Annotated in this window: 25 protein-coding genes and 2 pseudogenes; 9 read left to right on the top strand and 18 right to left on the bottom strand. The window is 35.4% G+C overall.

Annotated features, from left to right (window positions below; genetic code table 11):
* The 3 genes from AC1Q8N_RS01625 to AC1Q8N_RS01615 all read right to left on the bottom strand — a co-directional run.
* On the bottom strand, positions 1-618 hold a 618-nt coding region (locus AC1Q8N_RS01625), incomplete at its 3' end, for an SH3 domain-containing protein (RefSeq protein WP_493521027.1).
* Between the two features lie 298 nt (positions 619-916).
* Positions 917-1678, bottom strand: a complete 762-nt coding sequence (locus AC1Q8N_RS01620; RefSeq protein WP_493521026.1) for a glycosyltransferase — start codon at positions 1676-1678, stop codon at positions 917-919.
* A 317-nt stretch (positions 1679-1995) separates the two neighbouring features.
* Positions 1996-2487: a hypothetical protein gene (locus tag AC1Q8N_RS01615; protein ID WP_048547597.1), complete on the bottom strand. Its 492-nt coding sequence runs from the start codon at positions 2485-2487 to the stop codon at positions 1996-1998.
* Positions 2488-2594: 107 nt separating this feature from the next.
* Here AC1Q8N_RS01615 and AC1Q8N_RS01610 point away from each other — a divergent pair.
* Positions 2595-2672: pseudogene (locus AC1Q8N_RS01610) on the top strand (GNAT family N-acetyltransferase); the annotation flags it as partial.
* 158 nt (positions 2673-2830) lie between these two features.
* Positions 2831-4168 carry an FAD-binding oxidoreductase gene (locus tag AC1Q8N_RS01605; protein WP_098681214.1) on the top strand — a complete coding sequence of 446 codons (1338 nt, stop codon included), beginning with the start codon at positions 2831-2833 and terminating at the stop codon, positions 4166-4168.
* Positions 4169-4259: 91 nt separating this feature from the next.
* Here AC1Q8N_RS01605 and AC1Q8N_RS01600 read toward each other — a convergent pair whose 3' ends face one another.
* The 3 genes from AC1Q8N_RS01600 to AC1Q8N_RS01590 all read right to left on the bottom strand — a co-directional run bounded on the left by AC1Q8N_RS01600 (position 4260) and on the right by AC1Q8N_RS01590 (position 7585).
* Complete coding sequence (locus tag AC1Q8N_RS01600) at positions 4260-5807, bottom strand: MFS transporter (RefSeq protein WP_048547603.1); 1548 nt, start codon at positions 5805-5807, stop codon at positions 4260-4262.
* A gap of 11 nt (positions 5808-5818) precedes the next feature.
* Positions 5819-6403, bottom strand: a complete 585-nt coding sequence (locus AC1Q8N_RS01595; RefSeq protein ID WP_073515438.1) for a TetR/AcrR family transcriptional regulator — start codon at positions 6401-6403, stop codon at positions 5819-5821.
* A gap of 135 nt (positions 6404-6538) precedes the next feature.
* Entirely contained in the window at positions 6539-7585 is a 1047-nt protein-coding gene (locus tag AC1Q8N_RS01590; protein ID WP_048547607.1) for a DUF2332 domain-containing protein, read from the bottom strand.
* A 381-nt stretch (positions 7586-7966) separates the two neighbouring features.
* Between AC1Q8N_RS01590 and AC1Q8N_RS01585 the strand changes: the two genes are divergently transcribed.
* Positions 7967-9469, top strand: coding sequence for a malate:quinone oxidoreductase (locus AC1Q8N_RS01585; protein ID WP_000069156.1), 1503 nt, complete (start codon positions 7967-7969; stop codon positions 9467-9469).
* A gap of 46 nt (positions 9470-9515) precedes the next feature.
* Here the strand turns inward: AC1Q8N_RS01585 and lsrB are convergent, their stop codons facing one another.
* The 4 genes from lsrB to AC1Q8N_RS01565 are packed head-to-tail and all read right to left on the bottom strand — an operon-like array spanning position 9516 to position 13973.
* Entirely contained in the window at positions 9516-10559 is a 1044-nt protein-coding gene (gene lsrB / locus AC1Q8N_RS01580) for an autoinducer 2 ABC transporter substrate-binding protein LsrB (protein WP_098068323.1), read from the bottom strand.
* A complete protein-coding gene (locus AC1Q8N_RS01575) occupies positions 10556-11545 on the bottom strand; it encodes an ABC transporter permease (RefSeq protein ID WP_141497590.1) in 990 nt (329 codons plus the stop codon). Before AC1Q8N_RS01575 ends, lsrB begins: the two co-directional genes overlap by 4 nt.
* Positions 11542-12495 (bottom strand): ABC transporter permease subunit, encoded by a 954-nt coding sequence (locus tag AC1Q8N_RS01570; protein ID WP_493521025.1) that lies wholly within the window; start codon positions 12493-12495, stop codon positions 11542-11544. The genes AC1Q8N_RS01575 and AC1Q8N_RS01570 overlap by 4 nt, the downstream gene beginning before the upstream one ends.
* Positions 12492-13973, bottom strand: a complete 1482-nt coding sequence (locus AC1Q8N_RS01565) for a sugar ABC transporter ATP-binding protein (protein ID WP_098132359.1) — start codon at positions 13971-13973, stop codon at positions 12492-12494. The genes AC1Q8N_RS01570 and AC1Q8N_RS01565 overlap by 4 nt, the downstream gene beginning before the upstream one ends.
* Before the next feature lie 197 nt (positions 13974-14170).
* Here AC1Q8N_RS01565 and AC1Q8N_RS01560 point away from each other — a divergent pair, with 197 nt between their 5' ends.
* Genes AC1Q8N_RS01560 through lsrF form a run of 4 tightly spaced genes read left to right on the top strand, consistent with a single transcriptional unit; the run spans position 14171 to position 17843 of the window.
* On the top strand, positions 14171-15103 hold the full coding sequence (locus tag AC1Q8N_RS01560; protein ID WP_141497589.1) for a sugar-binding transcriptional regulator: 933 nt from the start codon (positions 14171-14173) through the stop codon (positions 15101-15103).
* Positions 15103-16665, top strand: a complete 1563-nt coding sequence (gene lsrK / locus AC1Q8N_RS01555; protein ID WP_141520081.1) for an autoinducer-2 kinase — start codon at positions 15103-15105, stop codon at positions 16663-16665. Before AC1Q8N_RS01560 ends, lsrK begins: the two co-directional genes overlap by 1 nt.
* 26 nt (positions 16666-16691) lie before the next feature.
* On the top strand, positions 16692-17054 hold the full coding sequence (locus AC1Q8N_RS01550; protein WP_000909986.1) for a cupin domain-containing protein: 363 nt from the start codon (positions 16692-16694) through the stop codon (positions 17052-17054).
* Between the two features lie 6 nt (positions 17055-17060).
* The gene (gene lsrF / locus AC1Q8N_RS01545; protein WP_061679973.1) at positions 17061-17843 is read left to right on the top strand and encodes a 3-hydroxy-5-phosphonooxypentane-2,4-dione thiolase; all 783 of its coding nucleotides are present in this window, start codon (positions 17061-17063) and stop codon (positions 17841-17843) included.
* A gap of 137 nt (positions 17844-17980) precedes the next feature.
* Here lsrF and AC1Q8N_RS01540 read toward each other — a convergent pair whose 3' ends face one another.
* On the bottom strand, positions 17981-18484 hold the full coding sequence (locus AC1Q8N_RS01540) for a GNAT family N-acetyltransferase (RefSeq protein ID WP_098049132.1): 504 nt from the start codon (positions 18482-18484) through the stop codon (positions 17981-17983).
* A 243-nt stretch (positions 18485-18727) separates the two neighbouring features.
* Between AC1Q8N_RS01540 and AC1Q8N_RS01535 the strand changes: the two are divergent.
* A pseudogene (locus tag AC1Q8N_RS01535) lies at positions 18728-19304 on the top strand (hypothetical protein).
* A 140-nt stretch (positions 19305-19444) separates the two neighbouring features.
* Here AC1Q8N_RS01535 and AC1Q8N_RS01530 read toward each other — a convergent pair.
* The 6 genes from AC1Q8N_RS01530 to AC1Q8N_RS01505 form a co-directional block, all read right to left on the bottom strand.
* Complete coding sequence (locus tag AC1Q8N_RS01530; protein ID WP_048547616.1) at positions 19445-19840, bottom strand: VOC family protein; 396 nt, start codon at positions 19838-19840, stop codon at positions 19445-19447.
* Between the two features lie 201 nt (positions 19841-20041).
* Positions 20042-20743, bottom strand: a complete 702-nt coding sequence (locus AC1Q8N_RS01525; protein ID WP_048547617.1) for a nucleotidyltransferase domain-containing protein — start codon at positions 20741-20743, stop codon at positions 20042-20044.
* 82 nt (positions 20744-20825) lie between these two features.
* Entirely contained in the window at positions 20826-21413 is a 588-nt protein-coding gene (locus AC1Q8N_RS01520; RefSeq protein ID WP_098136572.1) for a hypothetical protein, read from the bottom strand.
* A 107-nt stretch (positions 21414-21520) separates the two neighbouring features.
* Positions 21521-21847: a heme-degrading monooxygenase HmoA gene (gene hmoA, locus AC1Q8N_RS01515; RefSeq protein WP_000469503.1), complete on the bottom strand. Its 327-nt coding sequence runs from the start codon at positions 21845-21847 to the stop codon at positions 21521-21523.
* A 96-nt stretch (positions 21848-21943) separates the two neighbouring features.
* Positions 21944-23158, bottom strand: a complete 1215-nt coding sequence (locus AC1Q8N_RS01510; RefSeq protein ID WP_141520080.1) for an MFS transporter — start codon at positions 23156-23158, stop codon at positions 21944-21946.
* A 57-nt stretch (positions 23159-23215) separates the two neighbouring features.
* Entirely contained in the window at positions 23216-24259 is a 1044-nt protein-coding gene (locus AC1Q8N_RS01505; protein ID WP_431097293.1) for an ArsR/SmtB family transcription factor, read from the bottom strand.
* A 163-nt stretch (positions 24260-24422) separates the two neighbouring features.
* On the opposite strand from AC1Q8N_RS01505, the gene AC1Q8N_RS01500 reads away from it, so the two are divergent.
* Positions 24423-25616, top strand: a complete 1194-nt coding sequence (locus tag AC1Q8N_RS01500) for a NupC/NupG family nucleoside CNT transporter (protein WP_000273601.1) — start codon at positions 24423-24425, stop codon at positions 25614-25616.
* Positions 25617-25667: 51 nt separating this feature from the next.
* Here the strand turns inward: AC1Q8N_RS01500 and AC1Q8N_RS01495 are convergent, their stop codons facing one another.
* A complete protein-coding gene (locus AC1Q8N_RS01495) occupies positions 25668-26915 on the bottom strand; it encodes a glutamate-5-semialdehyde dehydrogenase (RefSeq protein ID WP_493521024.1) in 1248 nt (415 codons plus the stop codon).
* Positions 26916-26920 lie beyond the last annotated feature (5 nt).

Raw genomic sequence — 26920 nt, 5'->3', positions numbered from 1 at the left:
TTCTTCTTTAGGCTTTACTACCTCTTGTACTTTCACTTCTTCTTTAGGCTTTGTTACTTTTTGTACTTTCGCTTCTTTCTTAGGCTTTGCTATCTTTTGTGCTTTAACTTCATCCTTAGCTTTAGCTGGTTTGTGTACTTTCGCTACTTGCTTCGTTTTCTCTTTAGCTGTGTTTTCAACTGGTGCTGTACTTGATAGGAAAGAAACATTTGCATAAGCTGTTTTTCCTTTATACTCAAATTTTAGCCAACCGTCTTTTACTTGATGTGTTGATTCAATTACATCATCTTTTTTCAGTCTGCCTAGAATTTCTGATTCTGTATTTGCATCAGAGCGTACATTTAACAAATTCGCTGTTACATGATACACATCTTTTGTAAACTCTGAGCTTACAAACACTTCTTTACCGTTTAAATCAATTTTTGACCATCCATCTTCGGTATTTATTACTTTTAACTCTTGTCCCTCCTTTACCTTTTCGATAACTTTTGATTCCGTAGTCGGTTTTTCACGTACGTTGAGTACATCTGCTGTTACGATCGTTTCTGCGATAGCAGTTGTGGTAAAAGCCCCCAACCCAAAAACAGTTGCTGTTGCTGCGCCAATTATTTTTTTCATATTAGCCTCCATTATTTTTTCGGTTTCTACCAAATACTCCCATGAAATTAGGGGAGCATTTGCAACAGTATATTAATACGACTTAATATACTGCTATTAAAACTCCTTACTCCAATACTATCAAATTCTCATTTTTAATTCTATATATTATAAAGTGAAACTTTAATCAGTGGGGGTTTTGTTCATCCCCCACCTAACTTCTTTGCTTTCGCTGAATTTTGAGGTGGGGGTCTTACTGCCCATTAAAGCGGGATAAAATGAGGTGAGCAAAAAGCTATTTGTTTAAGAATTTCTACAGTTATCTTTCTTGATTATCATAATATGTTTTATCTGCATATTTTTTATCATTTCCTTTTAAATACGCTAAGATTATTTTTGGATTTTTAACTAAAGTCCAATCTCCATATGTATCAAATCTTCTGCACGAAGTTATCATTCCATTTTTTATTGTACCGAACTTCTTATTTTGTTGTTTTCCCCATTCTTTTAAACGTTTTGCAAAATCTGCATCTTCTGCCATAAGCATATTTTCATTAAATCCATTAATCGCCATAAAATCGTTTCTATAGCACCAAAAAATCCCGACAGATATAGCCCCGTACTTAAAAAATAATGGAATTATTATTAACAATGCGGAAACAAATATTCCTAAAGATATTCTTTCAAACTTACCGGTTACCCCACCGCCAATATATTTACCTGAAACTAAATATTTTTCTACGTTAGACAAAAAAGACTCTGTCATTTGCGTATCAGCATCTATAGTAATGATTATTTCTCCAGTAGCTATCGCGGCTCCTGCATTTCGGATTTTCGATAAATTTTTATCGTCATTTTTTAATGTAATACAGTTATACCCCTTTGCTATTTCTTCTGTTTTATCTGTACAACGATTTAAAACCACTATGACTTCAGTTTGATCTTTATATGCTTCCGCTGCCCTTGAAATAGAATCTAAACATTTTCCAATGTATTTTTCTTCATTATGCGCAGGGATTATAATAGAAAATTTTATATCTTTCTTTAAATCGTTTCTTAAAGATTCATTCGTTTCTTTCATAACACACCCCTTTTTATAAAGTGAAACTTTAATCAGTGGGGTTTTCTTCATCCCCCACTGATTATTAGTTGAACCAATCGGACTTTTATGGGCAGTCCGACCCCCACCTAACTTCTTTGCTTTCGCTGAATTTTGAGGTGGGGGTCTTACTGCCCATTAAAGCGGGATAAAATGAATTTTCGCTCTATATAACATATATTAATATTTATGAGGTTGTATTATAAAAATTAAAAATATACTAATACTAATTAATACTAGTTTGATTAAAGTTACCTAAAATTCTACTATCAAAACAAAATGAAACAATACTTTTTATGCTACATAGTTATTGCAATTCCTGCCAAAAATAAACTTACGATTGCTAAAAATTTTGTGCCGACTATAGCCCCTCTTAAATGAAACTTATAATCTTTATAACCCTTCATGCCTTCTGTACTAGGAATAACAACAAATCTTGGGGTAATCCAGCAAAAGATTAGCCAATCAATTATAAACAAATCTACTAAATTGAAAATCATTACAATACCAAAAGCATGTAAATAGGCATCAATATATAATAATTTTTCATGTTTATGTAATATATATGTAGAAACGAAAGGAGTACCGAAAAGAATAGCATTATATGCAATGTTAAAGTAAATCGTTTGCTTTTTTTCATAAATCGATTTTGGAAAAACTACCTTTTGAATATCTTTTGGATAATCAGTTAACGAAAGACGCGGATTATAATATAAAGATCCTAAAATCATTACAGATAGTACAATAGACATGATGATACCAACGTACATCATTTGCTCAAATGAATTCATATGCTTCATTCACCCTTTTCTGTATTCGCTCCATAGTACACTTACTTAATTACATATTGTATGTACGATACTAACCAAAGATTAACAATTACTTTTGTTAATCTTTTATAAATGTAGTTTTTATATCTGAAAAAGTTTGGGAGATTGATGTATTGCCTGGGGAGATTTTGAGTACATATATATAATTACAAAAAGGCAGTGCTACATATATGAAGCACTGCCTTTTTCTTTATCGGAATATTCCCCTTCCTTTCTTCATTTAATCTTAAAGTATAGTCATTGTTTACTTACTGCTTTTCCAAATTGTAAGCATTTTATTTTGTAACAAGGAGAGAAAGAGAAAATGAGTAATCCAAAAATCGAACTTACTGGTCGTATCGTTACACCTAATGATCCGGACTATAATTCAGCTCGTGAGGAGTTCAACACATTCTTTAACAAATTCCCGTTAATCATTGTCTTTGCTCAAAATACGCAAGATGTAGTGAATGCTGTTCGCTGGTCGAGGCTACATAACATCCCTATGCGTATGCGCTCTGGACGTCATAATTATGAGGCATTATCCGTTAGTAATGCTGGCCTTGTAATTGATGTAAGTGAAATGAAACAATTAGAAATAGATCACAAAAGTGAGACTGTAACAATCGGAACAGGCTGGAGGAACATTTCTTTAATTGAAACACTTGCAGCTGAAGGATTAGTTGTGCCAAGTGGAGTTTGTCCGACACCTGGTATTGCAGGTGTTACTTTAGGAGGCGGACATAGCATTCTCTCCCGTCCGTTTGGATTAACTCTCGATCATTTAATTGAATTTGAAATGGTAGACGCAAACGGCTGTGTAATACGTGCTAATACAAAGTGTAACTCTGACCTCTTTTGGGCTTCACGAGGTGCTGGTGGTGGAAACTTTGGCATATGTACTTCGTTCAAATTTCGAACGCATAAAATTAATACGGTAGGCTTTGCAGAAATAAGCTGGGGAATATCCGATTTAAAAGACGTAATAAACACTTGGCAAACTTACACACTACCTTGCGCTGATAAACGACTTACAACTACTCTTTTCATGTCTGCAGAGTTCGAACCATCTTTATTAATGCAAGGTGTATTTCTCGGCTCTGTTCAAGAATTGCAGGTACTGCTACAGCCATTATTAAACGCCGGTTCACCATTACAAGTAACTATAGAAGAAATACCATGGGCAGAAGCAGCAGCGAAAATAGCCGAAAAGCAACCTGCAACACCTTTACCCTTTAAAAGTGTTGGTCCATATGTATATGAACTCCTACCAGAAGAAGGCCTATCCATAATTGATCACTTTATTAAAAATTCACCTCCCCATGCCACCACCTCCGTATTTTTCCACGGATTAGGCGGGGCTGTTGCTGAAGTACCAAATGAAGCGACTGCTTATTATTACCGAAAAGCACTATCAAATATGTCAATCTTCGCCACTTGGGGGCAACCAGAAGGTGCTGCTGCAAGTATTCGATGGGTGGAAGACTTTCGCTTAGCAATGCTGCCATTTACAAAAGGTGTATACGTTAATACTCCCGACCTATCCATTAAAGATTGGCCAGATGCATACTTCAGTTGCAACTTTGACCGATTAATGGAAGTAAAAGCAAAATATGATCCGAAAAATGTTTTTAACTTCCCGCAAAGTATTCCGCCTTTTTAACTGTTTTAATATTGTTCAAACTGCTAAATAAACATTCATGTTATATTTAGCAGTTTAGTATAACAATATCTTTTAATTTATATAATAATATTTACAAAACATAAGATTTTACTTCTTTACTTATTTTCTTATCTATTAAGACTCTTACTATATTAAAAATCAATGCGAGACAAAATATAGTAGCTCCGATTAAAAATGCTAAATTATAACTACGAATAGTTCCTTTCTTATATCCCGCATTTAGTTGTTTGTAAATTTTGCCCTCCTCATCAGTTTTTAAGTCGATTTGCTGTTTTTTATTTATCGCTTGCACTACTTGTACCTTTTCTAAATTTGACAAATCACTATTTTTAATCATAGTCACTACTTCCTTATTTATCTTCTCTTTTTCAACTAACAACTGATGATTCAAAAACATCACCAGAATCGCTACCCCAACAATACCTCCAACTGTTCTAGAAATATTACATACACTTGTAGCAACGCCTGAATTTTCAATTGGCACACTTAAAACTGCCGTTGTTGTATACGGTGCTATTGTACAGCCAGTTCCAATCCCCACAATCATTAATCGCCAAATATAATCCCATGTAGTAAAGGTGGAGTCTATTTGACTAAATAAATATGATGCTATGATAAATATTAGTAGTCCTACACTACCTATTAATGAACTTCCCCGCTTTGCTGCAATTGGTGTCACTATTGATGTAACAATCATTGAAACTATCGCTAGCGTGCTAATTATTAAACCTGACTGTAATTCAGTCATACCTCCTACTTGAACGAAATAAAAAGCAAGTATAAACAAAAAGTTCATTAATCCCATTCCAACAAAGAATAAAGAAAAATTCGAGATTGAAAACTCTTTATTTGTGAATAACTTTAATGGCAACATTGGATTTTCACTTTTCTTTTCAATAATAAAAAATAATATAAAACCTATGAGTGAGAGCATAAAAAGAAGTATTAAGCTTATCATGCTTAAATGATTTGTATTTACTTGTATGAGTGCATATACGAGTAAGCATAGTGCAGATGCAGAAGTAATCATACCTGCCCAATCTATTTTAGAGCTTGCAGCATGATCATAGGATTCCTTAATACAAAGAATCACGAAGATGAAAGATAAAATACCAACTGGTATATTAATAAAAAACACCCAACTCCAATTCAATTTGTGAGTTAAAATACCTCCAAGTGAAGGGCCAATTGCCGCTGCTAATCCCCCAAAAGCTCCCATGATACCTCCTATCATACCTTGTTTCTCTTTCGGTACTAAATTAAGGCCTAATGGCATAGCAACTGGTACGATAACTGCGGCTGAAATTCCTTGTATTACCCTAAAAGCTACTAATGTATGAAAAGAAGTGGCTATACCACACATAAACGAACTAACAGAAAACCCCAATAAACCAATAATATACAGCTTCTTGCGACCAAACTGGTCCGCAAGACGTGCTGCAATTAATAAACACGATACAAAGGCGACGTTATAACTATTAGCAATCCATGAAATTGTATCAATTGACGAATGAAATGTCTTTGTCATTTCTGGTAATGCGATATTCACAATATTTGAATCTAAAATTGCCATAAAAAAACCTGCAATTAAAGCTATTAATGCAAATGTATTCCGCAATTCTCCCACCCCTATTCGTTTTCTTTATTTGAAATTCCATTCATAAATAAATTTACACACGTCTCTATATATTCTTCTAACTGAATTTCTTCTTCCGTTATACTAACGTTCATAATGTATAAAAACAGTTGTCCGTAAAACATATTCGCTATTACACGGTAATTACACGGGGAAATGTGTCCTTTCTCTCCAAGTTGCTTTAAATAATTTTCTAGGTGATCTACTAAATGTGAATTCAACTCGTGTAGTAATGTTTTCATTTCACTATTTTGTCTTGATTCTATTAATGCAGCCCAAATATAGTTCAGCTTTGGCAAATTGGTTTGAATATATGTTTCTGCCACTTTCGTAAGGTCCTTATGTAAATCACCAGTAAATTGTTCTTCAATTTCCTCTAACAAAGCCACTGGTGTCGTCCGTAAAATAATACTCTCTCTAAATAAATTTTCCTTATTTTTAAAATTACGGAATATCGTTAACTCGCTTACCCCAGCTTTTTCTGCCACTTCACGAATTGTTGTCGCTGTATACCCCTTTTCCCCGAATAATAACGTAGCAGCTTCCATAACTTTTTCTCGTGCTGTTAATTTCCCCATCTTTATTCCTCCATCCAATATGTTAGTAAGTAATTACTAACATATTATCACAAAAGAAAAATGAAAGTAACTAGTTACTTTCATTTTTCTGGAATTTCATTATCTAATTTCTTGAAAATAAAAATTTCTCAAATATTAACAAAGCGTCTCATTCCCAAGTTTCCAGCTAAACCATCTCCCATGCCCTTCTGTTTCTCCAACCGTTTCACGATATTCGTTTCCGTTAATATAATAATCAATATGAAGGTCACGATCCCACATGTTGTTATATAGGTGGAATACATCACGTTTTGCACCGATTTCTTGGATTTGTTTTTCTAACTTACGTTTTACTTGTTCAGGTATTTGATTTGCGACGTGTGTATGGAAAATACAGATTACAGCACCTTTACTTATTTGTTCGATGATAGATGGCAATAGCTCCACACCGTCTCCTTCTATTAATTGAACAGATTCATTTTTCACTAAAGATGCTGCTTGGTCAAACATTTCAAGTCTTTCTTTATGCTCTGGCCAAATGAGTGCACGTAGCCATAAATAATCTTCATTACTATGTAAATCATTTACATGTAAATCTAGTCCTATTCTTTCTGCGACAGATGGACTTTCTTTTAGAAAATGAGGCACATTCTCTCCTCTTATTTCAGAAGTTACATGTACATTTGAATTTATATTTCCGTATGTTTCATCTGTTCCGTACGAATAGCTATATTGGTCCCAGAACAGTTGTAATCCAGAACTTGTTCCAATTTCAATTAACGCTAACGGCTTTTTCACTTTATTAAATATGTAACAGAAACTTGGGTATAAGTACGCACATCGCCTTACTTCATTCGTTTGAACGAGTTTCGTTTGTAATAAAGTAATGATTTCTTCTCGGTACGTTTTACAGAAATCTTTAAAATTATCAAAAGCTTTATCTAAATCCGTATTAGCATTTTCAACTAAGCTACTATAATACGTTTTTACATGATGTTCTTTCCCTGCTAATAATAAATAATGTACTGCACCTAATAATAAGTTTGGGACTGGTTGGCCTGCTTGAGCGTAGGAAGAGAGTGTAAGTACTTCCTCATCTTCAGCAATTTTTATTGATAAGTATTCATATAAGTCACTTGACCCTTTACATTCCTTTATTGAAAAATTTCGAAATAAGTTTGCGATTTGTTCTTGTGTACGCATGTGTATCCCTCCTTTTCAATTTCCAGAATAATTATACAATAAACAGAGCGAAAAATTCCATAAAAAGGTGTAATTTCTACCCACTTTTGGATACGTAAGCTTTTTCGGGATAATTTCAAACTGTGATTTTTTTCTATTTATCACCTTAAAAGAGCTTGTTAAATAAGATTTTTGGCGAATAAAACGTTAAATAGTTTAAAATTATCAGATAACACTAGATATTTTAGTCTATTAATTATTATAATAGAGTATGAGATGGTTATACAATTGAGACAAAAAAGGTAAATACCTAGGTGGGGCCTAGGCGGTGTTTCTCTTTTACGGCTTAGACATAGAAAACACCTACTCTTTTTTGCCAATATAGGGGATGGAGAGATTATCATGAGCAACATGCAGCAAAAAACAGACGTTATCTTAATTGGTGCAGGAATTATGAGTGCAACGTTAGGCTCATTACTAAAAGAATTAGCACCTGAATGGGAAATTAAAGTTTTTGAAAAACTCGCAAGTGCCGGGGAAGAAAGCTCTAATGAATGGAATAATGCAGGTACAGGGCATTCTGCGCTATGCGAACTGAACTATACTTCCGAAAAATCTGACGGATCTATAGATATTAGTAAGGCTGTAAAAGTGAATGAGCAATTCCAGCTTTCAAGACAATTTTGGGCATATCTTGTAAAAAGTAAATTAATTCGTAATCCACAAGATTTCATTATGCCTCTACCTCATATGAGTTTAGTACAAGGTGAAAAAAATGTTGAGTTTCTAAAAAACCGTTTTGAAGCGCTTTCAAAAAATCCACTGTTTCAAGGTATGGAATTTTCCGATGCTCCTGAAACATTAAAAAAATGGCTTCCACTCATTATGGAAGGACGTACACCTAACGAACCAATGGCTGCAACGAAGATTGATTCTGGAACAGATGTTAACTTCGGTGCATTAACACGTATGTTGTTTGATTACTTACAAACGAAAAATGTCGAGCTAAACTACAAACATAGTGTCGAAAATATTAAACGCACAAAGAATGGTTTGTGGGAAGTAAAAGTACACGATATGAATAGTGGTAAAATTGAGCATCACACTGCAAAATTCGTCTTTATCGGCGGCGGTGGCGGTAGTCTACCTCTACTACAAAAGACTGGTATCCCTGAATCAAAACATATTGGTGGATTCCCTGTAAGTGGACTATTTATGGTATGTAAAAACCAAAAAGTTGTCGAGCAACATCATGCGAAAGTATATGGTAAAGCTAAAGTTGGCGCTCCGCCAATGTCTGTACCTCACCTTGATACGAGATATATAGACAATAAAAAAGCTTTACTATTTGGACCGTTCGCAGGGTTCTCTCCTAAGTTCTTAAAAACTGGCTCAAACCTTGACTTAATTGGTTCTGTAAAACCGAATAACGTCTTAACGATGTTAGCTGCTGGTGTAAAAGAAATGGGATTAACAAAATACTTAATTCAGCAAGTTATGTTATCTCACGAAAAACGTATGGAAGAATTACGCGAATTCATTCCGAACGCGAAAAGTGAAGATTGGGATATTGTAGTTGCTGGGCAACGTGTGCAAGTAATTAAAGACACTGATGCTGGCGGTAAAGGTACACTTCAATTCGGCACAGAAGTTGTCAGTGCAGCTGACGGCTCAATCGCTGCATTACTAGGTGCCTCACCAGGTGCCTCTACTGCCGTTCACGTCATGCTTGAAGTATTAGAAAAATGCTTCCCAAGCCGCATGGTAGAATGGGAAGAAAAAATAAAAGAAATGATTCCTTCTTATGGCATTTCACTAACTGAAAATCCAAGATTGTTCCAAGACCTTCACACTTCTACAGGTCGTACGCTTGGATTAAATGAAAAAGAAACGGTTCATAATTAAAGAAGTTATTAAAAAACGTCCGATTTATTCGGACGTTTTTTCGTTACTAAAAATTATATTTATCAATATTCTCTTTCGTAAATACAACCCGCTCTGGCAATACGATAATTCCATTTCCTTCTGCTTCATAATCATAACCTTGGATGGAGTTTGGCTCTACTTTCACTTTTCCGATTCCTTTTACTTCGAAACTATCCCCTACTTTTAACTTCTTCCCTTTTACTACTATTTCATTTGCTACATACGTTGCGAGTGCACCTTGTTGTTTTACATCCCATAATCCAAATTGTTGTACTGTTCCTCGTTTTACGTAATCACGCATAACGTTTGGTGTGGAAAAACCAGTTACGACTACTTTTTTATCCATTTTTAAGTTTTCAGCTGCTTGTGCCATCGCTGGTAGTGCCGTTGCATCCGGACAAATGACTGCATTAATATCTGGATATGTTTTTAAAATGTTCTCTCCTACAGATAACGATTTTTGCGCATTATTTTCGCCGTACTGCGTCGTTACAATTTCCCAGTTCGGATATTTCTTTTTAATAATTTCTTTCGCTTTCGTTACCCATTGGTTTTGATCCGTTACCGTTGGACTAGAATAAAAAAATGCTACTTTTCCTTTATCCCCAATTTGTTTGGAAGTCATTTCAATTAATAAATTAGCAAGTTGATCTGGTGTTCCTTGGCTTATATAAAATGAACGGTCTTTCGGATTCACATCAGAATCCCACGTTAAAACAGTCATTCCTTTTTTCTTAGCTCGTTGTAATGATTGTGATAAACCATCTACTGACGTAGAAGAGACCATAAGTGCATCATAGTTTTGATTAATAAAGTTGTTTATATATTTCACTTGCCCTGATACACTTGCTTCAGACGGTCCATCATATTTCACATGTACGCCTAACTTATCTCCCATCTCTTTTGCTCCTTCACCACCCGATGTAAAGAAGCCAACTCCAGTTAATTTCGGGATGAATGCAAATTTCACATCATCTGCCTTTTTCTTATCTGCCGTTTGACTAGAGCAAGCGATTAAACCGATTAAACAAATGCATACAATGAATACAATCCCCAGTTTTCTCTTCATGACATTTCCTCCTTATGCAAGTTCTTTCTTTTCCACGGTGTGAATTGATGTAATTTGAAATGTCTCATAATAACTGAAAGAATAAGAATAATACCAATAACTACGTTAGATTGTTCATTTGTTAAACCCGTCATTTGCAAGCCATACTGCATGAGTCCTATAAAAATACTCGCCAGTACAGTACCGATAATGCTTCCTTTCCCTCCTGTAATAAGTGTCCCGCCTAATACGACTGCTGTAATGATTGGTAAAATCGTTTCACTTCCCATATCAGCACGTGCGGAGCCGAAATATGCAGTTAAGAAAGCGCCTCCTAATCCACCTCCTAACCCGGAAAGTATGTAAGCGATGATGACTACTTTTTTCGTTTTGATCCCAGTGTATTTTGCTGCATTTTCGTTTGCACCAGTTAATTTGACGTGGCGCCCATAAATAGTACGGTGAAACAATACAGTGCATAAAATCGTTAATATAATCAATAACCATAATAAATTCGGTATCCCTATAAAACTACCGTTTGCCAGTTGTACAAATGCGTCAGGCAAACCACTTATCCCTTCATATCCAGAAGCACCTGCCCCTCCTGAAATGACGAGTGCAATTCCACCGTATAAAAACATTGTTCCGAGTGTAACGACAAGTGGCTCTACGTCTGTCATTTTTATAATGAATCCGTTTAAAGCTCCTGCTAAACAGCTGATTAAAAGAGCTAATATGACCGCTAGCAAAATAGGTATTCCATTCATCCAAAGTACACCAATAATAATCGAAGTTAACCCCATAATAGATCCTACAGAAACGTCAATTCCTCCTGTTACAATAACGAAAGTCATTGGTATCGCTGCGATTGCTATAAATAGAAAATCATTTGTACTAAAAAGGAGATTACTAATATTTAAGAAATCACTACTTATAAAACTAAAGAGAATGAATTCTATAAAAAGTAATACAATTAGAACACCTTCCCATCTGTACAAATACTTCATAGATTCATCCTCCTTTCCGCCTTCCACTTTTTCATAACACTATCTAATATAACGATTACTAATAATAAAAACCCTGAAATAGCATTATTCCAAAACGCAGGTATTTTTAAAAAGACAAGTGAACTACTAATCGCCTCTAAAAATACTGCTCCTAATGCAGCTCCAACTATAGAACCCGTTCCTCCTTTTAAATGAATTCCCCCTAGTACAGCAGCTGCGATAACCTGTAGTTCTATCCCGGTGCCTGTTTGATTTGGAACGAATCCGATATTCATGACAAATATGCAACCAGCGAGTGCAGCGCTTATGCCAGATATAATAAACGCATATATCTTCACTTTATTAACAGGTATACCAATGAGTCTCGCGCCATCTTCATTATCACCTACCGCATAAAAGTATCTTCCGAATGGCACTTTCCTTAAAAAGAAGTATAGTAGTAGTAAAATAATAAGAACAACCCATACAATTATCGGCAAACCAAGTATGACGATCGATGACATTTTCTTAAAATTGTTTGGTACGTCTTCAATCCACTTTCCGCCTGTGAAAATTAACATCGTACCTCTAATGATCCCTAACATACCTAATGTCATAATAATAGCTGGTACCCGAAACTTCGCAACGCCAATCCCATTTATAAAACCGAGAATAGCGCCAAGTAAAACAGCAGCAAGTATGGACAAAAATGCATGATATCCATCCGTTAACAACATCCCGCAAACAGCTGCGCTTAATCCCATAATTGAACCGACTGATACGTCTATATTTTTCGTAAATAAGACGAACGATTGGCCAATTGCTAGCACAACTAAAATAACGCTTGATTTCATCATTAAAGATAACGAGTTAAGCTGAACGAAACTTGGATTTATCATTCCGACAATGGCAATGTAAATGAGTAATAATAGTATGATAGATGTTTCGTGCATTTTATACATACGTTTCATTCCGTTACACCTCCGTATGCAAGACGTGTAACTTCATCTACAGTCATATTTTGTTTCTCTAAATGAGAAACAAATTGTCCATTTCGCATTACATATACACGATTTACTAATTGAACGATTTCTTCAACATCGGAAGAGATTAATAATATTGCGAGTCCTTCTCTTTTCATTTTTTCTATCGTCTCATATACTTCAATCCTTGCTTTCGCATCAATTCCGCGAGTCGGTTCATCAAGAATAATAATTTTTGGATTACACGCAAGATATTTTGCAAGCACGACTTTTTGCTGATTACCTCCCGATAAAGATGCTAGAACTTCATCCATGCTTCGTACAACAATTCGAAACTGTTCTATATACGCCTTAAATAAAGCGCTTTCTTTTTCTTCGTTAATGAAAAATCGACTATTCTGATGTAAACTTGCTGCAGTCATATTTTCTTTAACTGATGCAATTGAGAAAATACCATTTCTTGCTCTATCCTCTGGCACATAAACTAATCCCTCGCTAAGTCTTTTATGCAAAGAGCATGAATCAATTGATTTTCCTTCTAATAAAATAGAACCTGATTTTATAGACTTCAATCCAAATATGGTTTCTGCTAATTCCGTTCTGCCTGATCCAACAATGCCAGCAATTCCTACAATCTCCCCAGCATGTACAGTAAATGATATATTTTCGAATGCGTGACTCGTTATATCAATTACTTCTAATATTTTTTTCATTTCTTTTGTCTCTTGCACTATTTCTCTTTTCTCTTCTTGTTTATACCCTTTCGGCAATAACCCCTCCATTAGCATGTCATATGTATAGTCACATACATCACCTTGGCTTACAATCATTCCATCACGTAATATCGCTACTTTGTTGGCAATTTCAAAGATTTCTGGAAAGCGATGCGTAATATATATCATTCCAATTCCTTTTTCTTGTAAACTTTTCATCAGCACAAAAAAACTCTTTATTTCGTGAGTTGTTAATGTCGATGTTGGCTCATCTAAAATAAGAATCTCGGCTTCCCGTATTAATCCTCTAACGATTTCTACTAACTGTTGCTGCGCAATGGATAGTGATCCTCCTAATTCTTTAAGGTCAATATCCCATCTTAAACTGTCAATCAATTGCTGAATCTTTACTTTTAATTCCTTTTTCTTCCCTTTTAGTCCGATACATATATTTTCTTCAATGGTCATATGCGGAAAAATGAGTGGTTCTTGTGGTATTAAGTAAATCCCTTCTCGGTGTGCTTTTTCCGGATTTACAAACTGTTTCCTCATTCCTTTTACATACATTTCTCCACTATCATACGAATATAACCCCGTTAATATTTTCATTAATGTTGATTTTCCAGCACCATTTCCTCCAACTAAAGCGTATATATCGCCACGCTCTACTTGTAAGTTCACCTCTTTTAACACAAGTTGATTTGAAAACGCCTTACTCATTTTCTTTACATGTAATAAAGGTATGTTCTCCACATGATGTCACCTGCCTTCATCCAGAACATTTTTTGAGAAAATGATTATTTGTTCTACTTGTTTTGTAGCATTGTATATTTCTTTTTTCATATCTAGAACACTTTTTTCATCAGACAATTAATCGTTTCAACTGGAATAAACAAAATATATGGCACATATGTTTAAGCAGTGGTCAATTGTTGAAAGGGATGACGCGTATGACACAGCTGAACTTTGAACAGAATTTATTAACTAAAGTAGCTTGGTACTATTATAAAGACCAATTAACACAACAGGAAATTGCTTCACTTCTTCACATTTCAAGAAATAAAGTTGTCCGATTATTAGATAAGGCACGCAGTGAAGGTATCGTTACATTTCACGTAAAAGGAACTGGTTTACACTGTTTAAGTATTGAGCGTGACCTAATGAAAAAATTCCACTTAAAAGATGCTTTTATTATCCCTACTCCAATAAACAATTATCACGCTTCTCTCGGAAAAGCTGCTGCACAATATTTAGAAACTCAGCTCCAGCAAGGTGATTTACTCGGCATTGGATGGGGCGAAACGATTAGCAAAATGCTAGAAAACATTCATTTTGAAACTTCTATTAATCTTTCAATTGTAACGCTAACAGGCGGAGTAAATCACTATCTCCCGAGAAAACAAAACTATTTTCACTACATGCAAGGCGATTTTCACATTATCCCTACGCCGTTTCTAGCATCTACAACCGAAATGGCACAAAGTATGCTATCGGAACCGACTGTAAAAGATATGCTTCATGTCGCTTCACTTGCACATACGGCAGTTGTCGGTATTGGAGGATTATCTCAAGACGCTACGATTGTAAAGGAAGAAAAATTAACACTACGTGAAATGACGTATATTCGTAGCCAAAACGGTGTTGGCGATATTTTAGGACAGTTTTACAATACGAATGGTGATTTATTAAAGCTCCCGCATCATAGTCGACTAATTGGTACGCCGCTCTCGATTCTGCGCAAAATGAAACATGTCGTTGGTGTTGCTGGAGGTATAGAAAAGATAGATGCAATTTACGGTGCCTTAAAAGGAAAGTTCATTCATACATTAATTACCGATGAGGAAACGGCCCTCTCCTTATTACGAAAGGATGGTGATTGTTAATGTCTCATTTATTAGCTTTTGATGCTGGTACAGGAAGCGTTCGAGCTGTTCTTTTTGATTTATTAGGGAATCAAATTGCGGTCAGTCAAAAAGAATGGGTTCATAACACGGATCCTCGTTACCCAGGTTCTATGAATTTTGATGTAATAGAAAACTGGAAGCTAGTACAACAGTGCACGAAAGAAGTTTTACAAAGAAGTAATGTCACGCCCTCTTCTATTCTAGCTATTAGCGCTACTAGTATGCGAGAAGGTTTTGTTTTATATGATAAAGGTGGGCAAGAAATATGGGCTTGTGCAAATGTTGATGGACGTGCATCCTCTGAAGTTAGTGAGCTAAAAGAAATACGGTCACATCTTGAAGAAGATTTATATACTAGATCTGGTCAAACTTTTTCATTAGGTGCTTTACCTCGCCTACTTTGGATTAAAAAACATGAACCAGACGTCTATAGTAATATTCATTCTTTTACGATGTTAAACGATTGGATTTTATATAAACTAAGCGGAGTACTACAAATCGATCCCTCAAACGGATGTACATCCGGTATTTTTGACCTACAAAATAGAGTATGGGATAGCGATGTCGCTATCGAGTGCGGTTTAACGTTGCCATTTTCACCAACAGTAAATGAAGCTGGTACAGTAATTGGTACCGTCACAAAAGAGTGTGCAGCATTAACTGGATTATGTGAAGGAATTCCTGTCGTCGCCGGGGGCGGAGATGCACAAATGGCCTCACTTGGAACAGGAGTCGTGAAACCTAATCAAACGTTAATATGCGGAGGTAGTTTTTGGCAACAAGAAGTCAATGTTACAGAGCCAAAAACAGATCCACATGCTTCCATTCGGGTAAATTGTCACGTTATACCTAACCTTTGGCAATATGAAACGATTGCCTTTTTCCCAGGCCTTGTTATGCGTTGGTTTCGAGATGCTTTTTGCCATGAGGAAAAGAAACTTGCTGACAAACTCGGTGTAGATGCTTATGCATTATTAGAAGAACAAGCGAAAGACGTACCTGTCGGCTCACATGGTATTATCCCTACTTTTTCAAACGTAATGAACTACATTTCTTGGCGTCATGCCGCACCTTCTTTTTTAAATTTAAGTTTAGATGCTGACAAATGCGGAAAAAAAGAGCTGTTCCGTGCTATTGAAGAAAATGCTGCCTTCGTTACACTTGGTAACTTAAAATTAATAGAAAATCTTACAGGAACATTCCCTTCTGAAGTCATTTTTGCTGGCGGTGCTGCTAAAGGAAAACTATGGCCACAAATTTTATCGGACGTCCTTGGTATTCCTGTAAAAGTACCTGTTGTGAAAGAAGCAGCTGCTTTAGGAACTGCGATTGCTGCTGGAGTTGGCGCTGGCATATATTCATCTATGGAAGAAACTGCTGAACAGTTTGTACAGTGGGAGCACACATTCGAGCCAATTACTGAAAATCATGAACTATACAAAGAATTCTATGAAACATGGAAAACTGTGTATGACAGTCAACTCGCTTTAGCTGATAAAGGGCTCACCTCACATATGTGGATTGCGCCTGGTGCTCTGTAACACATTACATAAGGGAGTGAAAAAGTATGTTAAAAGCGAATGAAAATGACTTCTCCTATCGCTTCGGTGATAATGGGCCGAAATATTTAATACAAGGGCCGAATATTGATCTTGGTCTTGTTGTCATTCAGCCTGGGCAGGAGTTTCAAAATCACTATCATACGACGTGCGAAGAAGTCTTTTATGCATTAGAAGGTGAAATTGATTTCTATGTGAATAACGAAAGAGTGCCAATTAAACAAGGCGATGTGTTGCAAGTTCGCCCTCATGAGTCTCACTATTTAATTAACCATTCTGACAAACCTTTTAAAGCAGTTTTTATTAAGTCACCACATTTACCAAATAAAGATACGGTACAAACGGAAAATCCAACATTAACGAAGGAGTGATTTCTAATGACTTGGGGATTTAAAAATCGATTAAATACAATTTTACCTGATGGAAGAGCGGTTATGTTAGCGATAGATCACGGCTACTTTTTAGGACCAATACACGGGCTAGAACAGCCACTTGAAACAGTTAAAAACTTACTTCCTTACACAGATTCTCTCTTTTTAACTCGAGGTGTACTTAGCTCCTGTATTCCTGAAAACTGCAGCACACCGATGGTTATGCGTGTATCAGGCGGAGCTACTGTCGTCGGTAAAGATTTAGCGAATGAAACAATTGTTACACCTGTAAAAGAGGCAGTAAAACAAAACGCAATTGGCGTCGGCGTTTCTGTTTTCGTCGGATCAGACTATGAAACACAAACCGTATCAAATCTCGCAAATGTAGTTTCAGAAGCTCACGATTACGGTCTACCAGTACTCGGTATTACTGCTGTTGCGAAAGAATTACAAAAACGTGAAGCACGCTTTCTCGCACTCGCTTCCCGCGTTTGTGTTGAAATGGGAGCTGACATTATTAAAACATATTACTGCGAAGGATTCGAAAAAATTACAAGCACTTGTCCTGCTCCAGTCGTAATCGCTGGTGGTCCAAAACTCGATTCAATTGAAGACGCATTAAACATTACGTACAATGCACTGCAAGAAGGCGCAATCGGCGTAGATATGGGCCGAAACATATGGCAATCTGAACATCCTGCTGCCATGATTCAAGCGATTCATGGCATTGTGAAGAATGGAATGAATGTGAAAGAGGCTCTCCAATTATATGAAGATGTAAAAAATTAAAATAAACGACAGACTATTACACTTACATATATACAAACTCAATATTTACTATAATGAAAAGCCTCTATGTTAGATTACTAAGTAACCTAACATAGAGGCTTTCTTTTACAATTTTTGTTCTGAATTGAGTCAAATCCCTACAGATCGCGCACATTCCAAACAATCTCACCGCGTTCACCAAACGTACTGTGATGCCGCTTAAATCCTATCTTTTCTAATACCCGGAAAGACGCCGTATTCCAAGCGCCTACAGTAGACCAAAGTCTATGGCGACCCGTAGCGATCGCGGCCTCAAGCACTGCTGATGCTGCCTCTGTCGCATAACCTTTGCGATGAGCACGTTGGAACAACTCGTATGCAATTTCCGGCTCTTCAAGCGTGGATCGACCGATGATTAAGCCACAGTATCCGATGAAATCCCCTTCTTCTCGCCTACGTATAGTAAGAAGAGAAATACCATTTTCAGTTGCTTTCTTGCGCATTTCGATAAGAGAGCTACGAACAGATTCAATGGTTGGCATGTCCACACCACGTTCACCAACTAATTTTCTCAGCCAGACTGCATCAGATTCCTCCCACATATTCAGATCGAGTCGTTCCGTTTTTAACTGGAACGCCATATCTTTAAAAACAGCTGTCATAGCGGTAACCTCCTATTGATTTCACTGTACTACTTATAATAGTTTCGTACTTTACCATATGGAAAACCTGCTTGATTCATACATTATTATTATTTTATGCACAAGCAATTCCTCTGCTAAATAGACCTTGTTATCAAACTTCATTTTAAGTCTACAATATTTGATTTATGAATGAGTTTAAATTTACATTTAAAAATGTATCGCACTTTCTTTTTGTTAAAATAAAGAAAAGGAGGAATGATTATGAAACAAATGGGTTTTGAACGGCCTACTGATTATTACGATGAAAGGTTATATACTATCGATGAAAAAATTTGTGCCCTATTAAAAGAACGAAAAGAACTTTCAGATGGTGATCCAGGTTTTCCACATGATGAAGCGATTTATAAATGGGCAAAGCAATACGGATTTTATCCAGACTATTTAAATTCATTATTCTCTTCCATGATGGACGAAGGTGAATTTAAACCTCGCGTCGAACCAACTACATTCAAAAAACATGTACCTGTTTTTAAAACGTATGAACATAAAGGTATCATATGCAAATGCTAGTGTAGTTTATTTATATAGCGATTGGGATTCCACTGATGAAGTTTTTAATGAAAATAAGCCTCATAGTTTCTTCCAATTATCAATAGATGATACATATGACTGCTGGCCAGAAGGTGGTGGTGGCACTGATGGACATTTTAGTCATCATTTCGTTGTATCTCCTGCCCTTCCTGATAATTTGTCTGGAATAAGCTTACGATTTAAAGAACTCAATATGCCGTTTAGGAAAGATCAAGCTGTGCTTGAATTTGAAATTAAGGTAGATTAATAAAGAAGTTGTCTCACAAATCATTTTATTGACTAAAATCCGTTTATTTTTACTTATATGTCCCTTAAAATAATCAAGCCCCTTTCCAAACTGGATAAGGGGCTTGATTTACATCTTCAAACCATTACTCTTGTTAATTGTTATTGAACTTTCTTACCATCTTTATAGTCAAGGCAGGACACTTCAATTAATAATCCATTAAACATTGTAAAATAAAAACCATAACTACTACCTCTCATAGAATACGGTGCCTTTTCTATTTCAATACCTCCAGCTACTAAACGATTATATGCTTGATCAACTTCATTTGAAGTATCCACTAAAAAACCAATATGAAAAGCTTCTGGATACATAACTTCCATATTCCCCTTAAATGCTTTTGGATCGCTTAGCACAAGTATAAATCCACTCTCATCACTCATTACTACTAGTGCCCTTCCCTTTTGCTCTAAAAATTGAAAATCAAAAAATGTTTCAAAGAAATGTCTCGCTTCTGATAAATCATCAACGCATAGATTCAAATGATTTAACTTCATTCACTCATCTCCTTTTAAGCACAGGGTATATAAACTTATTTTCATAACACTTAAATATGTAAGGTAAGATATTCAAGCGTTCCATCTAAGACTATGCTTTATAGTCTAATAATTTTCTCTATAACCTAGAACGTTTTTATGACTGCAATTCCATAAACCGTTCGACGCGAAATATTATTTTACCTATATAAAATAGTCACATTATTTATTTTTCAAATTGTGTAAAACCCACTCAATCAAGAAAATTGCTGCAGAGGTACGTTCTGTCGTATCACCTAAAAACAGTTTATTTATAAAACCTTCAAAGTGAGTTGGTACTTTAGATAATGTTTCAAAATACTTCAAAACAGATCCCGCTGGCGGTGTAGGCTTATTATTAACAGCCCATATCCCATCTAACAATGTCCAAGTTGACGTATGAACGATGTATGAAGCTTTTAACTCATCATTTGCTTTCAAAGCAGATTGAATTTTAATTAATGAACTATGCAACCAATGAGAAATGCCCTTCACTTTGTCGCTAGAAACACGATAGTTTTCAAATTCATATGTAGCTATTTCCTTTAACTTTTTCAACTCACCGCTTTTATCAAACAAAATTTCCCCTTCTAGAAATGAGTATAGTTCCATCGGATTGTTTTTAAAGTTTACTTGTATTAAATTAAAATCTGCACTCTTATATTCAACTAAAATATCTTCTCTCGTTTCAGAATGAAATTTTTTCTTTTGTCCATCTTCTAAAAGAATATAGAAATCTAAATCCGAATCAGTATATGCATCGCCTCTTGCGACAGATCCAATTAGCATGAATCCATGTACCTTTTCCATAGATAAGGTTTCCGCTACTATTGTTTGCACTAATTTTTTATGTTGTTCATGTTTAAATATTTGTGCTTCTAACATTTGTAACCTCCACACACATTATTAAGGAGTTATTCGTTACCTATATATTTTATTTCTCTTATATCTTTCATCTTCTACATACTTATTCAATAATTGTTAGTTCATATACAATTGCGTCTTTACTGCTTTTGGTTTTATCTTGAATCGTAACAATATCTCCAGCTTTTATTTTCGAAGCGCTCACTACTTTTACCATTTCTGGTGGAACAGCCCCTCCATTGTTCTCTTTATTTAGTGGAAGCCACTTTACTGATTTATTAGTTGCTTCTAAAATTTTGTATTTAATTGTACCATCATATTTTATTTCACCAACAAGATCTTTTACTAATATAGGTGTATATTTACCCTCTTCTTTTTCCAAAGAAATATGATCACCTATATCTGGTATACCGTTTCTTACAGGTGCCTCCCATTTTGTTGGATTTAAATCATTTAAACTTACCTTCACACTATCTTCTTTATTTGAGTTAGCATCTTTTAGAAATATATCATTATACTTCTTATCAATAATGATATATTCCTTCCGCTCTACTATTTTTGCACTACTTTCACGTTTTTCTTCCTCATTCTTAGATACTTCTTCTTCCACTTTATTATTACTACATGCTGATAATAATGTCGTCGCTAAAGCTGCCATTAGTAACATTTTTTTCACTTCATTTACCTCCATTTATAATGAAACAATTAAATATATATTACATCCATATTTTACTATAAATCAAAAAAAGAGGATATTTGTTTATTAATAAACAAATATCCTCTAACTTTAACTATATATTACGACTGTTGATAAGCCGCTTTCGATGATTTCACATAATAAACTGCGTGATCCACGTTAATGATATGATCTGGTTTTGGTTTACCACGACTCGCTCTATGTCCTGCTAGATGTTCTTCACTTGTTTCCCAGTTTTTCCATGCTTCTTCAGATTCCCAGCGAATCATAACGACTACTTCTTCGTCTCCGCGTCTTACTTTTTTCACAAGAACACTCAAGTCGATAAAGCCTTCAAATTTTTCAATTATACCTTCTCCAGTGAAACGTTCTACAACTATATTTGATGTACCTTCTTTTACTGTAAATGTTTTCGTTTCGATAAACATATATCCCACTCCCTCTTTGTAATACGAATACTACTATTCTTCTATTATAATTGATTATGATAATTATTTTCAATTGTAAAGTTTTAATTTTTTGAATTATGCTGATTTCTTTTCTATCGCCTCATCTAAAAATTTGAAATACGGAAGTAATAATCCTATTAAAGAAGTAATACATATAATCGCACCGATAATAAAGTATAGTGCTCTTATTCCCCAGATTTCACTTAGTATGCCTCCTAATAACACACCTAACGGCATAGCAGATCGTATGAAAAATAAACGCACTGAAAATACTTGTCCTATCATATTGTTCGGTACTGTTTGTTGGCATATTGTCGTGTTATGAACATTGAAAAAGGCAATGCAAATGCCTGCAACAACTTCAATGAACACTGCAATTACTATACTGTGATTGAACGCTAGAGAAATATATGTGAGTCCTCCTATAAACAATCCACCAAGCATAAGTATACGCCGACTTTTATATGTTACTTTTCCAACTAGTATAGATCCAACTACATAGCCAAATGGGAATCCGGCCATAAAATAACCAAACTCTGCATACCCGGCTGACAGCTCGTCTTTTATATAAGGAAGATTTGTAACTAGCGTAACCCCAACTCCAAATTGCACGAAAGTAAGAAAAATACAGAGCCAAACGATAACTGGTTTTGTGAAAAAATATGTAAAACCGTGAAGAAACTGTTCTAACCACGTTTTCCGAATAGATTGTTTTGTTCTCTTTTCTTTTATATAAAGTAAAAAAGCGCCACTAACAAATAGACAAATACATACGAAAGATAGTGTAAGTTCTACTCCAATCAAATGAATAGCTACTCCGCCTAATATTGGTCCAAGAAACATCATAAGTCGAGCCATCCCATCAATATACGCATTTGCGTCTTGAAGCTGTTCTTTATTTACAATACTCGGTGTAATGGCTTGACTTGCAGGTGTATACAGCGGCGTAATAAGCCCAATTATTATTTGTACGACATATATGTGCCAAACTTCTATACTACTAGTAAGTAACATGACTAACGGTAGTAAGAAAACCGAAGCCCGCACCCATTGCGAAAAAATCATAATCCACTTCCGGCTCCATTTATCAATAAATGGGCCACTTATTAGTTGTAGTATGAGCGATGGGATAAAGTATAGTAACCACATACTACTTAATGCTGTTTTTGACCCTGTTAATTCGTAAACAAGAATTGAATTACATAACGTTCCGAAAGCCCCGCCCAATTCTGAAATCGCGCTACCAATCCACATGAAAAAAAACGAACGATTTTTCAACACATTTTTCAATTTTATACACCAACTTTTCTATTTAATTCCTCCCCTTATGTGCATTCTAGTTGCATATTATCTATTTAAAAACGCATCTAATTCTTTCGCTAATGACTGTACTGCTTTCTTTCTTAATACATATTTCCCGTCATGTATATCCACTAACTTCGCTGCACGTAACAATTTCAAATGATGGTGTACAGTCGATTTACCGAGTTGCAGTCTTTCTGTAATTTCCTGCAATGTTCGTTCTTTTTCGAACAAAATTTTTACAATGCGTAATCTCGCTTCATCCCCAAGTGCCTTATGTTTTTGAACTAAAAAATAATTCGGTTCATATAGATTTTCAGGGTGGATGCTTTCATTTGCGACTGGGTAATGAAATACTTTCGTATCTTCAATATCCGCCTCAATATTCCACGGTCTGTACGTCATTTGCGGGATAAGAAGTACATTATGAACACTTGGTTCTGGCATATAGTTCACACCGCCAGTCGCCCACTCGACGAACTCTTCCGATTTCATCTTTTTATTCATCTCATTTTTCGCTTCATAGTCTCTTTGTAATATAGAAAGTATTTTCTCTTCCTCTTTCTGAATAACACTCTCATACCAACCTGTCATAACGGCTACTAAATGATCCTTTAGTTTTTGCACATCGATATTACATATAAAACGAATATACGCGGAGAAAAACTGATGATACTGCGTCAGTTCCATTAGTTCATATATTGCAGTTACGTCCCCACTTGCTGCTAAATGTCTTTTCTTTTCATACTTCTCGCCTAAAAACGGTAAGCATATATATTTCAAATCTACTTCTGAAAGCGAATCGATTTTAGCATGAAACTGTGCTAAGTCCTGAAAATCCTCTTTATACAACAACTGAAGTAACGCTTTCCACGTATTATGTTCTTCTACAAACTGTAAGTGCTCTCTCATTTCTTCTGTTAATGATTCCTTAATTTCTTCCCATTCATTTTGACTCTTTTCAAGTGTATCAATTAACCTCTTATGAGTGATTGCCGCAATGCCAAGTGCGCATTCGAAAAGTATCGAATACTTCACTTGAACATGGTAAGTTTCCCTCTTTCTACTCGTTATGTGATAGACCTCCATTTTATCCCCTCCCTGTTTACTATATATTATATTCTATTTTTATCGAATTACACCTTCTATATTTTTAGAATTAATGAAATTTAAGCTGAAATACATTCATTCTAAATTAAGAAGAATAGGAGCTTTTTTATATACAAATAATAACTTTCAAGGAGTTGTTGACATGTATTTCATATTAAATATGTTAGGGATTTTCGTTGTCATATTAATTGTTTTCCTATGTTCGCCTAATAAAAAACATATAAAATGGAGACCAATTGTAATTCTCATCCTATTGGAGCTTTTTATTACGTGGTTTATGTTAGGCACAAAGCTAGGCAGTATTATCATTAATAAAATAGCGTCATTTTTCAGTTGGCTACTAGCATGTGCGAATGAAGGTATTCGATTTGCCTTTCCTTCAGCTATGGAAAGTCAGCACATTGATTTCTTCTTTAGTGCGTTACTTCCTATCATTTTTGTTATCACGTTCTTTGATATTCTTTCTTATTTTGGAATCTTAACTTGGATTATTGATAAAGTAGGTGCAGTTATTTCAAAGATTTCTCGTTTACCAAAGTTAGAAAGTTTCTTTTCGATTCAAATGATGTTTTTAGGAAACACCGAAGCACTTGCGGTTGTTCGTGATCAATTATCTGTTTTAAAAGAAAATCGTTTGCTGACTTTTGGAATTATGAGTATGAGTAGCGTCAGCGGATCCATTCTTGGTGCTTATTTATCAATGGTTCCAGCAACATATATTTTCAGCGCAATCCCATTAAATTGTATTAACGCATTAATTTTAGCTAATGTATTAAATCCTGTGGAAGTTTCGAAAGAAGAAGATGTTGTTTACACACCTTCCAAACATGAAAAAAAGGATTTCTTTTCTACTATTTCCAACAGTATGTTAGTCGGGATGAATATGGTTATTGTTATTTTGGCTATGGTAATTGGTTATGTAGCATTAACTGCATGTTTAAATGGGATTTTAGGATTTTTTGTAACAGGTTTAACAATTCAAAAAATCTTCTCCATTATCTTTAGTCCTTTCGCTTTTTTACTCGGTTTATCGGGCAGTGATGCTATGTATGTAGCTGAACTTATGGGGATCAAAATAACGACGAATGAATTTGTTGCAATGATGGATTTAAAATCAAACTTAAAGTCTTTACAACCACATACGATTGCGGTTGCAACAACCTTTCTTGCTTCTTTTGCTAACTTTAGTACAGTGGGTATGATTTATGGAACTTACAACTCATTATTTGGCGGCGAAAAATCATCAGTCATCGGGAAAAATGTTTGGAAGCTTCTTGTAAGCGGAATGGCTGTTTCCTTATTAAGCGCTATGCTCGTTGGGCTTTTTGTATGGTAAATACTTTTTAAAATAAAAGACACCCAAACGAAAATTGAGTGTCTTTTATTTTTATTTTCGAATTTGTCCATTACCACGAATCACATATTTTGTGGAAGTTAATGCTGGAAGCCCCATTGGTCCTCTTACGTGTAGCTTTTGTGTACTGATGCCAATTTCTGCTCCAAATCCGAATTCAGATCCATCAGTAAAACGTGTCGATGCATTATGATAAAGTGCCGCCGCATCAACAGAAGTGAAAAATTTGCTGACGTTTTCCTCGTTTTTTGAAATAATCGCTTCAGAATGCATAGATCCATACGTATTTATGTGATGAATCGCTTCTTCTATAGAAGAAACTACTTTAACTGCCAGCGTGAGAGATAAAAATTCTGTCCCCCAGTCTTCTGCTGAAGCAAGTACAATTGAAGAATCCAATGCCAATGCTTTTTGATCACCACGTAGCTCCACGCCTCTTCCCTTCAAAGAAGAAAACAACTCGCTACCATATTGCTCTGCCCACTTCTCATGAAGTACAATCGTTTCAATTGCATTACATACAGATGGACGCTGCGTTTTTGCATTTATAATAATATCAATTGTCATTCGCTTATCTGCCGTTTCATCAATGAAAATATGACAATTTCCCGCACCTGTTTCAAGTACTGGAACAGACGCTTCTCTCACTACCGTATCAATTAATTGTTTGCCACCTCTTGGAATAAGAACGTCTAAGTAATCATTCATTGTAAACAACTGCTTTGCGCTATCCCGTGTTGTATCTTCTATAAGCTGTACACTTTCTTCTGGCAAGTTTGTTTCTTTAAGCGCTCGGTGAATAACGGAAACGATGGCTTTGTTAGAATTAATAGCAGAAGAACTACCACGTAATATAACTGCGTTTCCTGTTTTCAAGCAAATTGTAGCAGCATCTACTGTTACATTTGGCCTTGCCTCATAAATCATCCCAACAACACCAAGTGGTACACGCATCTCCTGAATAGATAGTCCATTTGGTCGCTTCCATTCACTTACACGTTCTCCAACTGGATCACGTAATTCGATTAACTGCTTAATCCCCTCTGCCATATCAACAATTCGTTGTTCAGTTAGCATAAGTCGATCAAGGAGTGAATCAGAAAATCCTTTTGCCTTACCTTCTTCGATATCACGTTTGTTTTCCTCTACAATATAAGCTGTTTCTACTATTAGCCTTTCAGCAATAGCAGCAAGTGCTTCGTTTTTTTGACTTGTAGATTTTAGTGCAAGTTCTCTAGCAATTTCTTTCGCTTTTCTTCCCTTTGCCAACACTTCATTCATCTTCA

This window comes from Bacillus sp. GW823-FHT06B01 (genome assembly GCF_058952315.1).
Note: the sequence above shows the minus strand (reverse complement) of the source record. Positions and strands in the feature narration are given on the sequence as shown.